Here is a 19,976-nt window from a genome sequence, read left to right as displayed (position 1 = left end):
CGTGATGAATTGTTCCGTTCAGAGGAACAATTCCGGGCGACGGAGAATTGCGAGGGCGTCGCGGACGGACCGGCCGTCGCGCAGGCCCCACACCGCGGCCACGACGTCCGCGGCGGCACCCGGCACCAGGGCGCGGTCGGCGTTCCCGGTGAACTTCGTCGACAGCTCGTCGGCGGAGAGGGGGTTGGCCGGCCCGCCGCGGTTGGCCCGGACCCGTTCGGTGACCGTGCGGCCGCCGGCGATCTCGGCGGTCAGGACCGCCGGGAACTGGCGCGGGAACAGTGCCGTCGACTCGTCGTCGGCGACCACCCGCACGCGGCCGGCCAGGTCGAGCCGCCGCGGGTCGGCGGCGGCCGCGTCGGTGAAGTCCTCGTGGAACACACCGAGCCCGCCGCCGCCCAGCAGAGCGGCGGCCACGGTGTAGGGCCCGCTGAACGCCGCGTGGTAGCCCGACCGCGGCCGCGCCTTCTCCTCGGGAGGCTCGGCGATGGTGCGCAGCACGGGGGCCGGGACGCCGAGGGTGAGGGCCCGGACGTCGTCCGGCTCCACCCCGCGGGCCCGCAGCGCGAGCGCCGCGTCGATCCCGGCGTGGGTGAAGTGGTTGCAGGGGTAGGGCTTGAAGAAGATCCCCGGCGTCTCCCACTCCTCGCCGAACCCGTCGGTGACGCGCTCGACGTGCACCCGGTCGCCGCAGAAGGCCTGCAGGAACCCGAACCGCCCCTCGATCACGGTCGGCGGCCCGGTCAGGCCGTGCCGGGCCAGGTCCGCGGCGGCGACGCCGGCGTGCGCGGCCCAGCCGCAGTGCACCCGCTTGATCGTGCCGCCGGTCCGGTTCGCCTCGATGACCCCGGCGCCCATGCTGGCGGCGATCCCGACGACCGAGGTCAGCTGCTCGGCGTCGAGCCCGGACAGCATGCCCGCGGCGACGGCCGCGCCGACCGCGCCGCAGATCGCCGTGGCGTGCTGGCCGCGCTCGAAGAACACGGAGTTGCCCAGCTCCTCGTCGTACCCGGCCATCCCGAGCCGGCACGTCACCTCGATGCCGACGGCGGCCGCGGCCAGCATCGCCGGCCCGGACGCGCCGACCCGCTCGGCCGTCGCGAGCGCCGCCGGGATCACCGACGACGACGGGTGCAGCACGGACGGCAGGTGCGTGTCGTCGAAGTCGAGGGAGTGCGCGAGGGTGCCGTTGACCAGCGCCGCCGAGGGGGCGGGCAGCGGCTCGGCGCGACCGACCGCGGTGGCCGCGCCGCCCCCGCCCCACTCCCCCACGACCGCGCCGACGATCCGGGCCGGCTCCTCACGGGTGGCAGCCAGGCAGTTGCCGAGGACGTCGACGGTGCGCGCGACGACGTCGTCGGCCAGCTCGGCGGGGATGCCGTCGGCGGCGACCCGCGCGGCGACCTCCCCGATCCGCTGGGCCGGGGTTCGGGTGGCGGTCGGGGCGCTCACGCGGCCACCACCGCGAGCGGGCGGACGGGCGCACCCGTGCCCCCGACGATGCGCAGCGGCGCGAACACGGCCAGGAACTCGCCGAGCCCGGCCGCGGCGGCGTCCTCGAGCGCGAGGTGTTCCACGATGTGGATGCCCTGCTCGACCAGCAGCACGCGGTGCACCGGCAGGACGCGGTGCCCGGCGCCGGCGGGGATCTGTTCGTAGGCGGTGGTGTCGGAACCGGTCGCGACCACGCCGCGCCCGGCGAGCCAGCGCGCCCCGTCGACGGTCACGCCGGGCACCCCGGACTCCCTGCCGAGGTAGGCCGCCGTGTCGCCGAACAGGCGGCCCCAGCCGGTCCGGACCAGCGCGACGTCGCCGCGGCCCGGCTCGGCGCCGGCCCGCGCGGCCGCGGCCTCGAGGTCCTCGGCCGTGACGCCGTAGCCGCCCTCCAGGATGTCGACCCCGTGCACCGCGGCCACGTCGAGCAGGACCCCGCGGGTCACCATCGGCGGGATGGTCTCGGCCCCGTGCGCGGTGTGCTTCCCGCCGCGCTGCGCCTCGGCGGCGTCGATCCCGCCGTGCAGCAGGCCCTCGTGGCTGACGTGGGACAGCGCGTCGACGTGGGTGCCGACGTGCCCGCCGGTCACGATGACCTCGTTCGAGGCCGAGCCGCCGTCGGGCCGGACCGCGTCGCCGTGCCGGCGCTCGAGCGTCATCCGGAAACCGGGGTGGTTGGGCGAGCTGGGCATGCCGGTGTAGAGCGGGTGCCCCAGCTCGATCACGCGGGTGCCGGCGCGGACCGCGTCCAGCAGCGCGGAACCCGTGGTCGTGGCGGTCATGGGAGCTCCTTCCCGGCGCGCGGGCGGCGCTGCGCCGGTTCGTGGGGGTCGGGGAGGGTGTCCGCGAGCTCGACGACCCAGCGCGCCCCGGACACCACCGCGGGGTCGACGAACCGGCCGCGCGGGTCGACCCAGGCGGACTCGCCGGCCGCCGCCAGCGACCCGAGCAGCGCACGCGCCCCGGCCACCTCGTCCGGGTCGGGGGTGAAGGCCCGGTGCACCGGGCCGATCTGGGCGGGGTGGATCACCGAGCGGCCGAAGAAGCCGGCGTCCCGGGCGGCGGCGGAGTCGGCCGCGAGGCCCTCCGGATCGCCCAGGTCGGTCCAGACGCTGGCCACCGGGCTCGGCAGGCCGGCGGCCCGGGCGGCGACGACCACCCGGCCGCGGGCCCAGTCCAGCCCGGACCCGCGGACCCGGAGGTCGGCGGCGAGATCGGCCTCGCCGAGCGAGAGGCCGGCGACCAGCGGGTGGCAGGTGGCGAGCGCGAAGGCCCGTTCCACCCCGAGGGCGGTCTCGACCAGCAGGTGCAGCGGTCGGCCCAGCCGCTCGGCCAGCGCGGCGACGGCCGCGGGATCGTCCGCCTTGGGCACCCGGATCCCGTCGATCTCCGCACCGGCGAGGGCGGCGATGTCGTCGGCGGCCCAGGGCGTGTCGGTGCCGTTCATCCGCACCCACACCGGGAGCCGGCCCCGGGAGACGGCGGCGGCGGCCTCCCGCGCGGCGCCCTTGGCGTCGGCGGGGACGGCGTCCTCGAGGTCGAGCACCACGGCGTCGGCCGCCCCGGCCAGCGCCTTCGCGACGACGTCGGACCGGTGGGCGGGGACGTAGAGCCAGCTCCGCGCGCGGCCGAGCGCGGTGTGCGGGGCGGCGCCCGCCCGCGTCGGCTGGGTGGCCGTCACACGACCCCCGCCGCGCGCAGCCGCTCCAGCTCGGCGGTGTCGACGCCGTAGCGGCCCAGGACCTCCGCGGTGTCGCGGCCCAGGCGCGGGCCGGCGCTGCGGACCCGGCCGGGCGTCTCCGACAGCCGGAACGGCACGTTCTGGAACCGGATCGGGCCGAGCTCCTCGTCGTCGACCCGGACGATGCTGCCGAGCGCGGCGAACTGCGGGTCGGCCAGCACGTCGGCGGCGGTGTAGATCGGGGCGACGGCGGCCTCGGCCTTCTCGAAGGCCTCGATCACCTCGTCCCGGTCCCGCGCGGCGATCCAGGCGCCCACCGCCGCGTCGAGCTCCTCGACGTGCTCGGCGCGCGCGGCGCCGGAGGCGAACCACGGCTCGTCGATCAGCTCGGGCGCCCCGACCAGCCGCATCACGCGCTCGGCGATCGACTGGGCGCTGGTGGACACGGCGACCCAGCGGCCGTCCGCGCAGCGGTAGGTGTTGCGCGGCGCGTTGTTGGTGGACCGGTTGCCCGTGCGCGGCTGCAGCACGCCGAGCTGGTCGTACCCGATGACCTGAGGGCCGAGCAGGTGCAGCAACGGCTCGATGATGGCCATGTCGAGCACCTGCCCGCGGCCGGTGGTCTCCCGCGCCCGCAGCGCGGTCATGATGCCGAACGCCGTGGTGAGGGCGGCGACACCGTCGGCGAGGCCGAAGGGCGGCAGGGTGGGCGGGCCGTCCGGCTCGCCGGTGATCGCGGCGAAGCCGCTCATGGCCTCGGCGAGCGTGCCGAACCCCGGGCGCGACGCGTACGGGCCGAACTGCCCGAAGCCGGTGACCCGGGCGAGGACGAGCCGCGGGTTGCGGGCGGAGAGCTCCTCCCAGCCCAGCCCCCAGCGCTCCAGGGTCCCCGGGCGGAAGTTCTCGATCACCACGTCCGCGTCGGCCGCGAGCTCGCGGAACAGCTCCTGCCCGCGGGGCGTGGACAGCATGAGCGTGACGGACTTCTTGTTGCGCGCCAGCATCTTCCACCAGAGGCCGACACCGTCGCGCTGCACGCCGTGGGTCCGTGCGGGGTCCCCGCGCGGGTGCTCGATCTTGATCACCTCGGCGCCGTGGTCGCCGAGCAGGGTGGCGGCGAGGGGCCCGGCGAACAGCGTCGACGCGTCGAGGACCCGCAGGCCCTCCAGCGCGTCCGGGCCGGCCCCGGGCAGGGTGCCTGGTGCGGTCATGACGTCCTTCCGGCTGCGGCGGGCGCAGCGCTGCGTGCGGGGGTGCGGGGCGGTCGGGCGGGGGCGCGGTCGGCGAGCCGCGCGGAGACCCGGGCCGCGGCCGCGACGACCTCGGGCGCGGTGGCCGCGACGAACTCGTCCGTGACCCGGAACCGGGGCCCGCAGACCGAGACCGCGCCGACGACGTCGCCCGACGGGCCGAAGACGGGGGCGGCGACGGACCCGGCGTCGGCCTGCCGCTCGCCGGCGGAGGCCGCGTAGCCGCGCTCCCGGATCCGGTCGAGCTCGGCGTGCAGCACGTCCGGCTCGGTCAGCGTGGCGGCCGTCAGCGACGGGAGCGCGCCGGCGAGCACCGCGTCGATCTCGTCGGCCGGGGCGAACGCGAGCATGCACTTGCCGGACGAGCCGGCGTGCAGCGGGAACCGGCGGCCGAGCTCGACGGACATGGTGATCTCGTGGGTCCCGACGACCTGGTCGAGGTAGACCCGGCCGCCGTGCACCTTCGCGCTCACCGTGGCGGTCTCCCGCAGCCGGTCGCGCAGGTCGACCAGCTGGGGCAGCGCCGCCGAGCGCAGGTCCGAGTCGCGCAGGGCGCGGCCGCCGAGGGCCGCGGCCGCGGGCCCGAGCCGGTACTCGCGGCTGACCGGGTCGTAGGCGATCAGCCCGCGTCCGGTCAGCGACTGCAGGATGCGGTGCACGACCGCCTTCGACAGGTCCAGCTCGCGGGCCACCCGGGTGACCCCGAGCGTGGGCGGGCCGTCGGTGAAGAGCAGCAGCACGTCCGCCACCCGCTCGGTGGCACCGGTGCCGCCCGTCGTCTCGGCCATCGACCCTCCAGTCGTCCCGCTCGACGGAACACAGAGTGGCCGGGCACGGCGATGATGTCAAGGGAAGCGCCGCAGGGCCTTGCAGAAGTGCTGGTCGGATGGTCTCATCGCTACACCTTGCGAGGTACACAGCTGTTTCTCTCAGCGGAACGGAGGTCCGGGTGACGGAGGTCGACCTGGTGATCGCCGGCGCGGGCGGGGGCCTGGCCGGCGCGGTCCGCGCCGCCGAGCTGGGGCTCGACGTGCTCGTGGTCGAGGCGAACCCGCACTACCTGCGCGGCAACAACACGTCGATGTCGACGGCGATGGTCCCCGGCCCGGGATCGCGGTTCCAGGCCGCGGCGGGGATCGAGGACTCCCCCGCCCGGTTCCTCGCCGACGTCGAGGGCAAGACGCACGGCACGGCCGATCCCGTGGTCGCAAGGGCGCTCGCCGGGGTGGGCGCCGAGCTGGTCGAGTGGCTCGCCGACCACGTCGGCATGCCGGTCGAGCTGCCCACCGACTTCGGCTATCCGGGGCACTCCGTCCCGCGGGTGCACACCGTGCCCGGGCGACACGGCTCCGCCCTGCTGAAGTACCTGTCCGACGCCGTGGCGGCCTCGCCGCGCATCGACGTGCTCGTCCCCTGCCGGCTCGTCGACGCCCCACCGGGGCCCGACGGGACCCGCGTCGCCGTCGTCGAGCACCCCGACGGGATCCGCGAGGAGATCCACGCCCGCGCGGTCCTGCTGGCCACCAACGGCTTCGGGGCCGACGCCGGGCTCGTCCGGACCCACCTGCCGGAGATCGCCGGCGCCCGCTACCACGGCAGCGAGCACTCGCGCGGCGACGCGCTGCGGATCGGCACCGCGCACGGGGCGGCGGCCGGCTGCCTGGACGCGTACCAGGGGCACGCCGCGCTCTCCGCCGCCGCCCAGACCCTCCTGACCTGGACCGCGGTGATGCACGGCGGAGCCGTGGTCGACGGGTCGGGCCGCCGCTTCGGCGACGAGACCACGGGCTACTCGGAGTACGCCGCGGCCCTCGCCGCGCAACCGGGCGGACGGGGGTGGATGGTGTACGACGGGCGGATCGACGCCCTGTGCCGCACCTTCACCGACTACCTCGACGTCCGCTCCGCCGGGGCGGTCCGCACGGGCGCGACCGTCGCGGAGCTCGCCGCCGCCACCGGGCTGCCGGCCGGGCCCCTGGCCGAGGAGGTCGACGCGCTGGCCGCCGTCGCCCGGGGCGAGGCCGCGGACCGCTTCGGCCGCACGGTCGAGGCGCCGCTCTCGAGCCCGTTCCACGCGGTGGAGATCGTTCCCGCGCTCTTCCACACCCAGGGCGGCCTGCGCGTCGACGCCGACGCCCGGGTCGTCGACGCCGGCGGCGCGCCACTGCCGGGCCTCTACGCCTCCGGCGGGGCCGCGGTCGGGATCTCCGGCCACGGCGCCGCCGGCTACCTCGCCGGGAACGGGCTGCTGCCCGCCCTCGGCCTCGCCTACCTGGCCGCCGGGCACGTCGCCCGCGCGGCCGTTCCCTCCGTCGAAGAAGGTGCAACCCGATGACCCAGCCCGACCTGATCATCCGCGACGTCCGGGTCGTCCGGCCCGGCGGGAGCGAGCCGCAGCACGGCGACATCGCCGTGGCCGACGGACGGGTGTCCGAGGTCGCGCCCCGGATCGAGGTGCCCGAGGGCACCGCGGTGCACGAGGGCCGGGGCCGCCTGGCCTTCCCCGGCGTGGTCGACGCGCACCAGCACTGGGGCATCTACAACCCGCTCGCCGAGGACACCGCGACCGAGAGCCGCGCCTGCGCCCAGGGCGGCGTGACGACCTCGCTGACCTACATGCGCACCGGGCAGTACTACCTCAACCGGGGCGGCAGCTACGCCGAGGTCTTCCCCGAGGTGCTGGCCGCGGCGGAGGGCCGTTCGTACGTCGACTACGCGTTCCACCTCGCCCCGATGCAGCGCTCGCACATCGACGAGATCCCGGCGCTGGTCCGCGAGCACGGCGTGACCTCGTTCAAGATCTTCATGTTCTACGGCAGCCACGGCCTGCACGGCCGCTCGGCGGACCAGAACTCCTTCCTGATGATCCCCGAGGGCGAGCGGTACGACCTGGCGCACTTCGAGTTCGTCATGCGCGGCATCCAGGCCGCCCGCGAGGCGAACCCGGACATCGCCGACCAGATCTCGCTGTCGCTGCACTGCGAGACGGCCGAGATCATGACCGCGTACACGAAGCTCGTCGAGGAGGAGGGGCGGCTCACCGGGCTCGAGGCCTACAGCGCCTCCCGGCCGCCGCACTCCGAGGGCCTCGCGGTCACCATAGCCTCCTACCTCGCGCACGAGACGCAGCTGCCCACGATCAACCTGCTGCACCTGTCGTCGGCCAAGGCGATGGAGGCGGCGACGACCATGGCGCGCGCCTTCCCGCACGTCGACTTCCGCCGCGAGGTGACGATCGGGCACCTGCTCACGGACGTGACCACGGCGGACGGAATCGGCGCCAAGGTGAACCCGCCGATCCGGCCGCGCGCGGACGTCGAGGCGCTGTGGGAGCACCTGCTCTCCGGGGACGTGAGCTGGGTCGTCTCCGACCACGCGTGCTGCAAGGAGGAGCTGAAGTTCGGGGAGGACAAGGACGACGTGTTCGCCGCGAAGTCCGGCTTCGGCGGCACCGAGTACCTGCTGCCCGGCCTGGTCGGCGAGGGCCGCAAGCGGGGGCTGTCGATGTCCCGGGTCGCCGAGCTGACCGCCTGGAACCCGGCGCAGCGCCTCGGGCTGCCGACCAAGGGCGACATCGCCCCCGGCTTCGACGCCGACATCGCGCTCGTCGACCCGGACCGGTCGTACGTGGTCGACCCGGCGGACTCCGAGTCGACGCAGGAGTACACGCCCTTCCGCGGGCTGGAGATCGGGTCGACGGTCACCACGACCTTCCTGCGGGGGCGGCCGGTCTACGACGACGGGCAGGTCGTCGGCGAGCCGACCGGGCGCTACCTGCACCGGCCGACCGGCCGGGCCTGAGCGGCGCCGGCACCCCGGCCCCGCGGTTCCGCGCGCCGGATCCGCGGGGCCCCGTCGGTTCCTGTCGGGGGTTGCCGCCACCATGGGGGCGTGACCACGACGGAACAGGACCTGCGCCCGCGCGCCGAGGAGCTGCTGCAGACCCTCGCCGGCGAGGGCGCCCGGCTGCGCGAGGACCAGTGGCGGGCGATCCACGCCCTCGTCGCCGAGCACCGGCGCGCGCTCGTCGTGCAGCGCACCGGCTGGGGCAAGTCCGCGGTGTACTTCCTGGCCACGGCGCTGCTGCGGGAGCAGGGCGCCGGGCCCACGGTGATCGTCTCGCCGCTGCTCGCGCTGATGCGCAACCAGATCGACGCGGCCACCCGGGCCGGGATCGTGGCCGTCACGGTCAACTCCGCGAACCTCGACGAGTGGGAGCAGACCTACGCCGAGATCGCCGCCGGCGAGGTCGACGTCCTGCTCGTGAGCCCGGAACGGCTCAACAACCCGGACTTCCGGGACCGGGTGCTGCCGGAGCTGACCCGGACCGCGGGGATGCTGGTGGTCGACGAGGCGCACTGCGTGTCCGACTGGGGGCACGACTTCCGGCCCGACTACCGGCGGCTGCGCGCGCTGATCGCCGAGCTCCCCGAGGGCATCCCGGTGCTGGCCACCACGGCCACGGCCAACGACCGGGTGGTCACGGACGTGACCGAGCAGCTGGGGTTGCAGTCCGGCGAGCCGCTGGTGCTGCGCGGCTCGCTCGACCGGGCCTCCCTGCGGCTGTCCGTGGTGTCGATCGACTCGCCGGCCGACCGGCTGGCCTGGCTCGCCTCCCGGCTCGACGAGCTGCCCGGCGCGGGCATCGTCTACACGCTCACCGTGCAGGCGGCCGAGGAGATGGCGGAGTTCCTGCGGGAGCGGGGCTTCGCGGTGCGCGCCTACACCGGCAAGACGGACGCGGAGGAGCGGCTCGACGCGGAGGCCGACCTGCTCGGCAACCGGGTGAAGGCGCTGGTCGCGACGTCGGCGCTCGGGATGGGCTTCGACAAGCCGGACCTCGGGTTCGTCGTCCACCTCGGCGCACCCTCCTCCCCCGTGGCCTACTACCAGCAGATCGGCCGTGCCGGGCGCGCGCTCGACCGGGCCGAGGTGGTGCTCCTGCCCGGCCGGGAGGACCGGGAGATCTGGGCGTACTTCGCCTCGCTGGCCTTCCCGCCGGAGCCGCTGGTGCGGCAGACCCTCGCCGCGCTGTCGGACCAGCCGCTGTCCACGGCCGCGCTGGAGACCCGCGTCGACCTGTCGCGCACGCGGCTCGAGATGCTGCTCAAGGTCCTCGACTCGGACGGGGCGGCGAAGCGGGTCAAGGGCGGCTGGATCGGCACCGGCGCGGAGTGGGTGTACGACCGGGAGCGGCACCAGCGGATCGCGGCCGCCCGCAAGGCCGAGCAGCAGGCGATGCTCGACTACCTCTCCACGGAGGAGTGCCGGCTGGTCTTCCTGCGCCGCCAGCTCGACGATCCGGACCCCACACCGTGCGGCCGGTGCGACGTCTGCAGCGGCACCGTCTGGTTGCCCGAGGTCTCCGCCGAGGTGTCGGCGGCCGCAGCCGAACGGCTGCAGAAGCCGGGCGTGGAGATCGCGCCCCGCAAGATGTGGCCGAGCGGCATGAAGGAGCTCGGCATCCCGGCGTCGGGCCGGCTGAAGGCCGACGAGCTGGCCGAGCCCGGGCGGGCCGTCGGGCGGCTGTCGGACATCGGCTGGGGCACGCGGCTGCGCGAGCTGCTGGCCGGACCGGACCAGCCGGTCCCGTCGGACCTGCTCGACGCCGTGGTCCGCGTGCTCGCGGGTTGGGACTGGGCGCAGCGGCCGGTCGGCGTCGTCGGCATCGGGTCGCGCACCCGGCCCCACCAGCTCGAGCACCTGGCCCGCCGGATCGCCGAGATCGGGCGGCTGCCGTTGCTCGGCACGCTGCCCCCGGCCGGCGACCGCCCGGGCCCGCACGAGAACTCGGCGCAGCGGCTCGCCGCGGTGTGGGAGGGGTTCGACGCGGCCGCGCTCCCCGACCTCGGCGGGCTCGACGGCCCGGTGCTGCTGGTCGACGACCTGGTCGACTCGGGCTGGACGATGACCGTCGCCGCCCGGGCCGTCCGCCGCGCGGGCGCCCCCGCGGTCCTCCCGCTCGCCCTGGCCCTGGCGGGCTGACCACCTACCGCACCCACCGTGGCCGCGCGCTCACGGGGCCCGTCAGGGTGAATCACACGCGTGTAATACCTTCCGGACTCGCCCGCACCGACTCCCCGTGAGAGAGGACGAGCCCCCGTGACGCAGAACCTCGAGACCATCCTCACCGACCCCGCGCGCCGGCCCGCCGTCGTCGCCGACCTGAACGAGCTCGTCGGTCAGGAGGTGAAGGACAAGGGCGGCATGTCCGGCGCCGCCGTCAAGCTCGGCTACCAGACGGTGTCCAAGATCCGGCCCGGCGTGGTGCCCGCGGCGGTCGACCGCATGCTGCCGCAGTTCGCCGGCGCGCTGCAGCCGTTCTACGCCGACTACACGGCCGCCGCGGCCGGCAGAGACTTCGGCGCCTACCTCGCCGGCCGTCCCGAGGCCGCCGACGCGCTCCTCGGTGTCACCGACCGGCGCGCCGAGAGCTCCAGCTCGGACGCGCTGAGGAAGGCCTACGCCAAACTGCGCCCGAACGCCCGCAAGAACGTCGAGGAGGCCCTCCCCCGCCTCGGCACCCTCATCGGCAAGCACGCCGCCTCCGCCGGCGTCTGAGCCGACCCCGACGCCTGCCGCGGCAGGCCGACGAGGCCCGGGGCGCCGACGACGTCGCCCCGGCCCGTCCGGGCACAGCCGCCCGGCGGAGCCCGCGCCTCAGTTCTGCGTCGCCTCGCCGAGCAGGTCGGCCACCATCCTCTCGGACAGCCCCTCCGCGGCGCCGCGCCAGCCCTGGTCGGCGTAGTCCAGCAGCTCCGCCGCGATCAGCTGGCCCACCGGCCCCGGATAGCGGTCGAGCGCCACGCTCACCGCGCGCCGGATCCGCAGCACGTCCTCGGTGTCGAGCGGCGCGGACGCGGGTCGCTCAGTCCAGGGCCGCCGCGTCCGGATCGGCCCGGCCGCCCACCGCCCCGCCGGCGGTTCCAGCACCACGCCCCCCGGCCGGTCCCGCCCGCTGTCCCCGACATCCACGCCCTGCCGTTCGCCCCGCCCCCGGCCGCCGTTACCCCTAGGCCGTGTCTCTCAACCTGGCGCCGCCGGGCCCGGTGATCCACGTCGTTCCAGGCAAGGCAGCCGGGCCGCCCTCATACCGGGCGTATTCGGGTGGCCCGGCAACGCCGGCGGGGACGGCGTGGGCGCCGGGAGCGGTGGTGACGGGTTGGGAGACACGGCCTAGGCTCGGGTGGTGCCTCATGATCTCGTGCTGAAGGGCATGAACGCCGCACACCGCCTGCTGCTCAGGGCGACCGGCGGCCGGATCGGCCACGACGCCGCGGGAATGCCCGTCCTCGAGCTGACCACGGTCGGCCGGCGCAGCGGCGAGCCCCGCTCGGTCCTGCTCACCGCGCCGCTCGTGGAGGGCGACACCCTCGTGGTGGTCGCCTCGCGCGGCGGCGACGACCACCACCCGGCCTGGTTCCTCAACCTGCGCGACCACCCGGACGTGCAGGTCTCGGTGCGCGGCGGGCCGCGCGAGCCGCGCCGCGCCGAGATCGTGGGGCCCGACGAGCGGCCCGCGCTGTGGGAGCGCGTCGCGTCGCGCTACCGCAACTACGCCGGCTACCAGCGTCGGACCGAACGGGAGATCCCGCTGGTCAGACTGGTGCCGGTGCCACCACCAGCCGGCTGAGCTCCTTCTCGACGACCGCGCCCTCTCCGGGCAGCGCCGCCCCGGCGGGCACGGCGAGGATCCGCAGGTCCGCGGCGTGCGGCCGGCCGGCGGCGTGCCAGGCGTCGACCCCGGCCCGCAGCAGGCGCACGGCCTTCTCACCCTCGGGCCCGAAGGCGCGCACCCCGGCGGGCTCGGTGACCAGCGCGGCGAGCCCGCCCGGCACCGCGACCGCCACCGTCGCCCGCCCCTGCCCGGTCGGGACCAGCCAGTACCCGGGCGGGTCCTCGGCGTCGCCGGTCAGCAGCCGCAGCGCCCCCGGGACCGTGAGCATGAGCCACAGCCCCAGCCCGTCCCACACGTCGGCGCGGTCGAGGGAGCCCGTCGACCGGTGCAGCTTCCGCGGCTCGTCGAGCAGCGCGGCGACCGCCTCGAGGTCGGGGCTGTCGCCCTCCGGCACCTGCGCGGCCCACCCGGGGCCGATCCGCTCGACCGCCTCCGGCCCCGCACCGGCCCCGCGCAGCCGGATGAAGGCGCAGCTGCGGATCGACCGGCTCTCCAGCACCCCGTCGGGACGCAGGTCGAAGGCCACCGACAGCTGGCTGCCCCGGACCGTGAGCGGCAGCAGCAGCCGCCCGCCCGGCACGAGCTGGGCCACCCACTCCGGCCGGACGTCCCAGCTGCCGACGGTGAGCACGATGCGGTCGTACGGGGCGGCGTCGGGGACGCCGAGTGCGCCGTCGCCGACCCGCAGGTCCACGCCCGTGATCCCGGCCTGCGCGAGGTGCTGCGCGGCCAGCTCGACCAGCTCCGTGTCGATGTCCACGGACACCACCCGCCCCGCGGGGCCGACGAGCCGGGCGAGCAGCGCGGCGTTGTACCCCGTGCCCGCCCCGACCTCCAGAACCCGGTGCCCGGGCGCCGGGGCGAGCTGCTCGAGCATGATCGCCATCATCGAGGGCTGCGACGCGGAGCTGGTCGCGATCCCGTCGACGACCTGGGTCGGGACGGCCTCGTCGGCGTAGGCCTCGCCGATCGGGATGCCGGGCAGGAACAGGTGCCGCGGCACGGCCAGGAAGGCCTCGACCACGGCGGGCGTGATCGCGCACCCGTGCACGTGGAGGCCGTGCACCAGCCGCGCGCGGGCCCGCGCCGGATCCGTCGCCGGGTCGGTCATCCGCAGAGTCTGCCCCTGCCGGACCGTCGGCCGCATCTGCGTAGCCGACCGGCCCTGCCGGCGTCAGAGGATCACGAGGTCGTCCGCGTGCACGATCTCCCGCCGGTAGTGGCGGGGCAGGTCCGCGGAGCGCCGCCCGATGATCCCCGGCAGCTCGGCGGCGTCGTAGTTCACCACGCCCCGGGCCACGACCGCGCCGTACGGCCCGACCAGGTCGACCACGTCCCCGGAGACGAAGTCGCCGTCGAGGCCGTGCACGCCCGGGGCCAGCAGCGACCGCCGCCGCTCGACCACGGCGGTCACCGCGCCCGCGTCGAGGTCCAGGCGTCCGCGGACGTCCGCCGCGTGCTTCATCCAGAACAGCCGCGCGGACATCCGCCGGCCGGACGCCCGGAACGCCGTGCCGACCTTCGGCCCGCCCGTGTCGAGGGCGTCGGCCACCTCGTCCGCCGCGGCGAGCAGCACCGGGATACCCGACGCCGACGCCATCGCCGCCGCCGTGATCTTCGTGGACATTCCCCCGGTGCCGAGGCTGCCCTGGCCGGGCTTCGCCACGGTGACCGCCTCGAGGTCGGAGGGGGCGTCGACCTCGGCGAGCAGGGTGGAGCCCGGGCGGCGGGGGTCGCCGTCGTAGAGCCCGTCGACGTCCGAGAGCAGGACCAGCGCGTCCGCGCCCACGATGTGCGCGACCAGGGCCGCGAGCCGGTCGTTGTCGCCCACGCGGATCTCGTCCGTGGCCACGGTGTCGTTCTCGTTGACGACGGGGATGACGTCGAGCCCCAGCAGCCGCTCGAGGGTGCGCTGGGCGTTGCGGTAGTGCGAGCGCCGGATCATGTCGTCCGCGGTGAGCAGGACCTGCCCGATCCGCTGGTCGTGCCGCAGGAACGAGGCCGAGTAGGCGTGCGCGAGCAGCAGCTGCCCGACGCTCGCGGCGGCCTGCTGGGTGGCCAGGTCCCGGGGCCGGCGGGCCAGCCCGAGCGGCGCCAGGCCGGCGGCGATCGCCCCGGAGCTGACCAGCACGACCTGCGAGCCGGCCGCGCGACGGGCGGCGAGCGCGTCGACCAGCCGGTGCAGCCGGGCGGGATCGAGTCCGCCCGCGAGACTGGTCAACGACGACGACCCCACCTTGACGACCACCCGCCGGGCGTCGCCGAGCAGCCTGCGGGTGTCGGTCACCGGAAGATCGTCCCGCGAGTCGGCAGTTCCGGGCGACCGAGTTGCACAGTCCCGTCCGCGCCCGCGCCCGCGGTCCCGAGACCGCGAGGCACGCCCCCGCTCATCGGGGGTCGTCCTCGTCCGACCAGACCTCCAGCTCGTCGTCCCCGAGCTCGAAGAGCTCCCCGTCGTCCTCGTCGGCCGCGTCGTGGGTCCAGCGGGCCTCGTTCGCGTAGCTCGCCCCGGCGGCCAGATCCGCGTCGGTGAGGTGGCGCCGGCGCGCGAGCCTCGCGAGCTTGCGCTCCGCGGCAGAGACGCGGGCGGAGCCGCCCTCCACGCGGGCGTCCGTGCCGCGGCCGGACATGACCCGGGCGATCCCTGCCGGGGTGCTGGGCTGCCAGTCGAAGGTGACGTCCCCGATCGTGACCGGGCAGCCCGGGACGGCCCCGGCCTCGGCCAGCGCGTCCTCCACGCCGAGCCGGGCGAGCCGGTCCCCGAGGTAGCCGACGGCCTCGTCGTTGTCGAAGTTCGTCTGCCGGATCCAGCGCTCGGGCCGGGCGCCGCGCACCAGGAACCCGCCCTCGAGCTGCGGGTCGGGCTCGACGGTGAAGCCGGCGTCGTCGACCGCCTGCGGGCGCAGCACGATCCGCGTGGGCTCGACGACGGGCTGGGCGGCGCGGTAGGCCGCGACCTGCTCGCCCATGGCGAAGGCCAGCTCGCGCAGGCCCTTCCGGCTGGCGGTGGAGATCGGGAAGATCGGCCAGCCGAAGCGCTCCCGCAGGTCCGCGGTCACGATCTCGACCATGTCCGCGGCGTCCGGGACGTCGATCTTGTTCAGCGCGATCAGCCGGGGCCGGTCGGCGAGGTCGCCGCCGAGCGCCGGGGTGTAGCGGGCGAGCTCGTCCTCGAGGGCCTGGACGTCGGCCACGGGGTCGCGGCCGGGCTCGAAGGTGGCGCAGTCGACGACGTGCACCAGCACCGAGCACCGCTCGATGTGCCGCAGGAAGTCGAGGCCCAGCCCGCGGCCCTCGGAGGCACCGGGGATGAGGCCGGGGACGTCGGCGACGGTGAAGACCTCGCTGTCGGACCCGCTGCCGGCGGTGACCACGCCGAGCTGCGGGACCAGCGTGGTGAACGGGTAGTCCGCGATCTTCGGCCGCGCCGCGGACAGGGCCGCGACCAGCGACGACTTGCCGGCGGACGGGAACCCGACCAGCCCGACGTCGGCCATCGACCGGAGCTCGAGGGTGAGGTCGCGGGACTCCCCCGGCTCGCCGAGCAGGGCGAAGCCGGGCGCCTTGCGCGCCGACGACGCGAGCGCCGCGTTGCCGAGCCCGCCGCGGCCGCCCTCGGCGGCGACGAACCGGGTGCCCGGCCCGACCAGGTCGGCGACGATCTCGCCGCGCCGGTCGAACACCACGGTGCCGTCCGGGACCCGCAGCTCGAGATCCTCCGCGTTGGCACCGGCCCGGAACCCGCCCTGGCCCTGCTTGCCGTTCTTCGCGACGGCGTGCGGGCGGTGGTGGAAGTCGAGCAGGGTGTGCACACCCGGGTCGACGACGAGCACCACCGAGCCGCCGCGGCCGCCGTTGCCCCCGTCGGGGCCCCCGAGCGGCTTGAACTTCTCGCGATGGATCGACGCGCAGCCGTTGCCGCCCGCCCCCGCGGTGGCGTGCACGACGACCCGGTCGACGAACCGCGACATGTCTGACTACTCCTCTACACGCGAAAGCGGCGGACCCCAGCCCGGGGCCCGCCGCTCGCGAACTGCCTGTGGTGGTCGGGCCTCAGGCCTCGACCGGCACCACGTTGACGACCTTGCGGCCGCGCTTGTGGCCGAACTGGACGGCACCCTCGACGAGCGCGAACAGCGTGTCGTCGCCACCGCGGCCGACACCGTCGCCCGGGTGGAACTTGGTGCCGCGCTGGCGGATCAGGATCTCGCCGGCGTTGACGGTCTGACCGCCGAACCGCTTGACGCCCAGCCGCTGCGCGTTCGAGTCGCGCCCGTTGCGGGAGCTGGACGCACCCTTCTTGTGAGCCATGGCGCAGGTCTCCTTACGCGCTGATGCCGGTGACCTGGACCTTGGTCAGCGGCTGACGGTGGCCCTGACGCTTGTGGTACCCGGTCTTGTTCTTGAACTTGTGGATGCGGATCTTCGGGCCCTTGGTGTGCTCGACGACCGTGGCGGTCACCGAGGCCTTGGCCAGCGCATCCACATCCGTGGTCAGCTTGTCGCCGTCCACGAGCAGCACGGCGGGCAGGCTGATCTCGGCGCCGGGCTCACCGTCGATCTTCTCGACGGTCAGCACGTCGTCGACGGCCACCTTGTACTGCTTACCGCCGGTCTTGACGATCGCGTACATCGTTGACGCACGACTCCTGAAACTCTCGGGGGGACTCATGGGCGCCCAGTCCCCGACGGACGGGGCGTGGCGCGCACGCCGACTCCCTCAGCACAGGCCGAGGGCGCGGCTCCTTGACTCCCAGGGTACGGAAGGGGAAATCGCAGGGTCAAACCGGGTCCCCCCCGGCCGATCCGGCGGGGTCGTCCTGCGTGCCGGCCCCCACGGACGAGGTCACCGGGACGGTGACCGTACCGGCGGCGTCGCCCTCGCTCGGCGGACCCGCCGGACGCGAGGCCGCCCGCCGCGACCTGCGCGGACGCGAGGTGACGGCCGTGTCGTTCGCGGGTTCCGGCTGCACCGGCGCCGCAGCGTCGGCGCCGGTCTCCGGCAGCGGTGCCGTGACGACGACCGGCTCGGCCGCCGTGCTCGGCGCGCCGGCCGAGCGGGTGACCCGGCGACGCTTCTCCGGCCTGGCCGGGGCGTCGGCCGCCCCGGTGGGCTCGGACGACTCGGCCGGCTCCGACGGCTCGGCCTGCCCGGTGGGCTCGGTGCCGGTGGTCTCGGTCACCTCGGGGGTGTCCGCCGTCGCCGGGACCGCCGGCGCGTGTCCGTTCGACGTGACGACGGGAGCCACGTCCTCGGCCGCGGCGCCCGGAGCCGGCGCGGCCTCGGCCGGCGCCTCCGAAGCCGGGGCCTCCGAACCTGAGGCCTCCGCAGCAGAGGCCTCCGCAGCAGGGGCCTCCGCAGCAGGGGCCTCCGCAGCAGGGGCCTCCGCAGCAGGGGCCCCCGAAGCCGGCGCCCCCGAAGCCGGCGCCTCCGGGGCGGGCGCCTCCGCGGCCGCTGCCGGAGTCTCCTCGGGCACCTCGGCCGTGACGACGACGGCTTCGGCGGTGCCGGAGCTGCCCGCCGGACGCTCGGCCCGGCGCCGCCCGCGCCGCCGGGCGGGACGGCCGGAGTCCGGCTCGTCCATGCCCGTCGGCGCCTCGGGGGTGTCGGCGACCGGGGCCGGGGTGGTCTCGACCACCTCGGTGACCGCGGCCGCACCGGCGACACCCGCCGGGGTGTCCGCGTCCTCGACGTCGGCGACGTCGGCCGGGGCCGCCTCGCCCGTCGTGTGCCGCGCCGCCGCCACGATCTCGGCGACGGCCGCCGCGGCGCTGCGGACGTTCGGCCCCTGCTGCTCGGCGCGCTCGGGGTGACGGTCCTCGCCGCGACGCCGGCCGCGCTTCCGGCCGCCGGTCTCGCCGCCGCCACCGTCCCCGCTGCCGTTCACGGGGTGCACGTGGTCGCCGTCCGTCGAGACGATCACGCCCCGGCCGCGGCAGTGCTCGCACGGCGTGGAGAAGTGCTCCAGCAGCCCGCCGCCGACCCGCTTGCGGGTCATCTGGACCAGGCCCAGCGAGGTCACCTCGGCGACCTGGTGCCGGGTGCGGTCCCGGGCCAGGCACTCGGTCAGCCGCCGCAGCACCAGGTCCCGGTTGGCCTCGAGCACCATGTCGATGAAGTCGACCACGATGATGCCGCCGATGTCGCGGAGCCGGAGCTGGCGGACGATCTCCTCCGCCGCCTCCAGGTTGTTCCGCGTGACCGTCTCCTCGAGGTTCCCCCCGGAGCCGGTGAACTTGCCGGTGTTGACGTCGATGACCGTCATCGCCTCGGTCCGGTCGATCACCAGCGTGCCGCCCGAGGGCAGCCAGACCTTGCGGTCCAGCGCCTTGAGCAGCTGCTCGTCGATCCGGTACTCGGCGAAGACGTCCTTCGGCCCGATGTGCCGGTGCAGCCGGTCGGCCAGCTCCGGCGCGACGTGCGCGACGTAGTCCGAGACGGTCTCCCACGCGTCGTCGCCGGACACGATCAGCGAGGCGAAGTCCTCGTTGAACTGGTCCCGGACGACCTTGACCAGCAGGTCAGGCTCCTCGTAGAGCAGCGCGGGGGCCTTGGGCGCCTTGGGGCCGGTCTTCTCGGACTTCTCCTTGACGACCTCCCACTGCGCCTGCAGCCGGCGGACGTCCCGCTCCAGGGCCTCGTGGCTGACGCCCTCGGACGCCGTCCGGATGATCACGCCGGCATCGGCCGGGACGATCTCCTTGAGCATGTCCTTGAGGCGCTTGCGCTCCACGTCGGGCAGCTTGCGGGAGATGCCCGCCGCGCCGCCGCTCGGCACGTAGACCAGGAAGCGGCCGGCCAGGCTGATCTGGGTGGTGAGCCGGGCGCCCTTGTGCCCGACCGGGTCCTTCGTGACCTGGACGAGCACGCTGTCGCCGCTGCTCAGGGCCTGCTCGATGCGGCGGGCCTTGCCGTTGAGCCCGGCGGCGTCCCAGTCGACCTCGCCGGCGTAGAGCACGGCGTTGCGGCCGCGGCCGATGTCGACGAACGCCGCCTCCATGCTGGGCAGCACGTTCTGCACGCGGCCGAGGTAGATGTTGCCGACCATCGACGCCGGGGCGGACTGGGCCGCCGACCCGGTGCCGGTGCCGGCGACGAAGTGCTCGACGAGCACGCCGTCCTCGAGCACGCCGATCTCGGTGCGCGGCCCGCTCTGCCGGACCACCATCGACCGCTCGACGGACTCGCGGCGGGCCAGGAACTCGGCCTCGGACAGGATCGGGGGGCGCCGGCGGCCGGCGTCACGGCCGTCCCGACGGCGCTGGCGCTTGGCCTCGAGCCGGGTGGAGCCGCGCACGGACTGCACCCCGTCGTCCCCGGAGTCGCGGGTGTCGCGGGTGTCGCGGGTGTCGCGGGTGTCGCGGGTGTCGCGGGGGTCCTTGTCCCGGCCCTGGCGGACCCTGGTGACGGTGTGCGGCGGGTCGTCGTCGCCGCGCTCGTCCGACGCGTCGCCCGCGCCGCGGCGACGACGGCGGCGACGGCGGCGCCGCGAGCCGCCGGCCTCGCCCTCGTCGGTGTCCTCGTCGTCCGCGTCGGCGTCCTCGGCCGAGTCGTCGGACTCGTCGGCGTCGCTCGCCGCGGTGTCCGGGACGTCCGTGTCCTCGGCACCGTCGGTGCCCTCGGTGTCCTCGGTGTCCTCGGTGTCCTCGCCGTTGTCCCCACGACCGCGGCCCCGGCCACGCCGACCCCGGCGCCGACGGCGGCGGCCCGCGCCCTCGTCGTCGCCCTCGTCGGCGGTGTCGGTCTCGTCGGCGGTCTCGGCGTCCCCGGCCACCTCGGCGGGCGTCTCGGGGGTCTCCTCGGCGGCCTCCGGCTCGGTCTTGGCCGAGCGGCGCCGGGTGCGGCGGGGCTTCGCGGCGCCCTCGTCCCCGG

Annotated in this window: 17 protein-coding genes; 5 read left to right on the top strand and 12 right to left on the bottom strand. The window is 75.7% G+C overall.

The window, feature by feature from the left end; genetic code table 11:
- Positions 1-18: 18 nt before the first annotated feature.
- The 5 genes from AB0B41_RS25695 to AB0B41_RS25675 are packed head-to-tail and all read right to left on the bottom strand — an operon-like array spanning position 19 to position 5,213.
- Positions 19-1,452 carry an MmgE/PrpD family protein gene (locus AB0B41_RS25695; RefSeq protein ID WP_358207623.1) on the bottom strand — a complete coding sequence of 478 codons (1,434 nt, stop codon included), beginning with the start codon at positions 1,450-1,452 and terminating at the stop codon, positions 19-21.
- Positions 1,449-2,276 (bottom strand): cyclase family protein, encoded by an 828-nt coding sequence (locus AB0B41_RS25690; RefSeq protein ID WP_358207621.1) that lies wholly within the window; start codon positions 2,274-2,276, stop codon positions 1,449-1,451. Before AB0B41_RS25690 ends, AB0B41_RS25695 begins: the two co-directional genes overlap by 4 nt.
- Entirely contained in the window at positions 2,273-3,175 is a 903-nt protein-coding gene (locus AB0B41_RS25685) for a CoA ester lyase (RefSeq protein ID WP_358207618.1), read from the bottom strand. Before AB0B41_RS25685 ends, AB0B41_RS25690 begins: the two co-directional genes overlap by 4 nt.
- Positions 3,172-4,386 (bottom strand): CoA transferase, encoded by a 1,215-nt coding sequence (locus tag AB0B41_RS25680; protein ID WP_358207616.1) that lies wholly within the window; start codon positions 4,384-4,386, stop codon positions 3,172-3,174. The genes AB0B41_RS25685 and AB0B41_RS25680 overlap by 4 nt, the downstream gene beginning before the upstream one ends.
- Entirely contained in the window at positions 4,383-5,213 is an 831-nt protein-coding gene (locus AB0B41_RS25675; RefSeq protein WP_358207614.1) for an IclR family transcriptional regulator, read from the bottom strand. The genes AB0B41_RS25680 and AB0B41_RS25675 overlap by 4 nt, the downstream gene beginning before the upstream one ends.
- Before the next feature lie 161 nt (positions 5,214-5,374).
- On the opposite strand from AB0B41_RS25675, the gene AB0B41_RS25670 reads away from it, so the two are divergent.
- From AB0B41_RS25670 to AB0B41_RS25655, 4 genes are all read left to right on the top strand, one after another.
- Positions 5,375-6,760: an FAD-binding protein gene (locus AB0B41_RS25670; protein ID WP_358207612.1), complete on the top strand. Its 1,386-nt coding sequence runs from the start codon at positions 5,375-5,377 to the stop codon at positions 6,758-6,760.
- Positions 6,757-8,226: a dihydroorotase family protein gene (locus tag AB0B41_RS25665; protein WP_358207610.1), complete on the top strand. Its 1,470-nt coding sequence runs from the start codon at positions 6,757-6,759 to the stop codon at positions 8,224-8,226. The genes AB0B41_RS25670 and AB0B41_RS25665 overlap by 4 nt, the downstream gene beginning before the upstream one ends.
- Positions 8,227-8,316: 90 nt before the next feature.
- Entirely contained in the window at positions 8,317-10,410 is a 2,094-nt protein-coding gene (locus tag AB0B41_RS25660) for a RecQ family ATP-dependent DNA helicase (RefSeq protein WP_358207607.1), read from the top strand.
- A gap of 117 nt (positions 10,411-10,527) precedes the next feature.
- A complete protein-coding gene (locus AB0B41_RS25655; RefSeq protein WP_358207605.1) occupies positions 10,528-10,986 on the top strand; it encodes a hypothetical protein in 459 nt (152 codons plus the stop codon).
- A gap of 99 nt (positions 10,987-11,085) precedes the next feature.
- Here AB0B41_RS25655 and AB0B41_RS25650 read toward each other — a convergent pair whose 3' ends face one another.
- Positions 11,086-11,400: a hypothetical protein gene (locus AB0B41_RS25650; protein WP_358207603.1), complete on the bottom strand. Its 315-nt coding sequence runs from the start codon at positions 11,398-11,400 to the stop codon at positions 11,086-11,088.
- A 214-nt stretch (positions 11,401-11,614) separates the two neighbouring features.
- Between AB0B41_RS25650 and AB0B41_RS25645 the strand changes: the two genes are divergently transcribed.
- Positions 11,615-12,058, top strand: a complete 444-nt coding sequence (locus tag AB0B41_RS25645) for a nitroreductase/quinone reductase family protein (RefSeq protein WP_358207601.1) — start codon at positions 11,615-11,617, stop codon at positions 12,056-12,058.
- Here AB0B41_RS25645 and AB0B41_RS25640 read toward each other — a convergent pair.
- The 6 genes from AB0B41_RS25640 to AB0B41_RS25615 form a co-directional block, all read right to left on the bottom strand.
- A complete protein-coding gene (locus AB0B41_RS25640; RefSeq protein WP_358207599.1) occupies positions 12,024-13,214 on the bottom strand; it encodes a methyltransferase domain-containing protein in 1,191 nt (396 codons plus the stop codon). The two genes, AB0B41_RS25645 and AB0B41_RS25640, sit on opposite strands and share 35 nt — an antisense overlap.
- Before the next feature lie 63 nt (positions 13,215-13,277).
- On the bottom strand, positions 13,278-14,390 hold the full coding sequence (gene proB, locus AB0B41_RS25635) for a glutamate 5-kinase (protein WP_358207597.1): 1,113 nt from the start codon (positions 14,388-14,390) through the stop codon (positions 13,278-13,280).
- A gap of 100 nt (positions 14,391-14,490) precedes the next feature.
- Positions 14,491-16,074 (bottom strand): GTPase ObgE, encoded by a 1,584-nt coding sequence (gene obgE / locus AB0B41_RS25630; RefSeq protein ID WP_358207595.1) that lies wholly within the window; start codon positions 16,072-16,074, stop codon positions 14,491-14,493.
- A gap of 82 nt (positions 16,075-16,156) precedes the next feature.
- The gene (gene rpmA, locus AB0B41_RS25625) at positions 16,157-16,414 is read right to left on the bottom strand and encodes a 50S ribosomal protein L27 (protein ID WP_037043345.1); all 258 of its coding nucleotides are present in this window, start codon (positions 16,412-16,414) and stop codon (positions 16,157-16,159) included.
- Positions 16,415-16,427: 13 nt separating this feature from the next.
- On the bottom strand, positions 16,428-16,736 hold the full coding sequence (gene rplU / locus AB0B41_RS25620) for a 50S ribosomal protein L21 (protein ID WP_037043344.1): 309 nt from the start codon (positions 16,734-16,736) through the stop codon (positions 16,428-16,430).
- 148 nt (positions 16,737-16,884) lie between these two features.
- Positions 16,885-19,976: Rne/Rng family ribonuclease (locus AB0B41_RS25615; protein WP_358207591.1), on the bottom strand; the 3,092-nt coding region annotated here is incomplete at its 5' end.

Source organism: Pseudonocardia sp. NPDC049154, assembly GCF_040648315.1.
GTDB lineage: Bacteria > Actinomycetota > Actinomycetes > Mycobacteriales > Pseudonocardiaceae > Pseudonocardia.
Note: the sequence above shows the minus strand (reverse complement) of the source record. Positions and strands in the feature narration are given on the sequence as shown.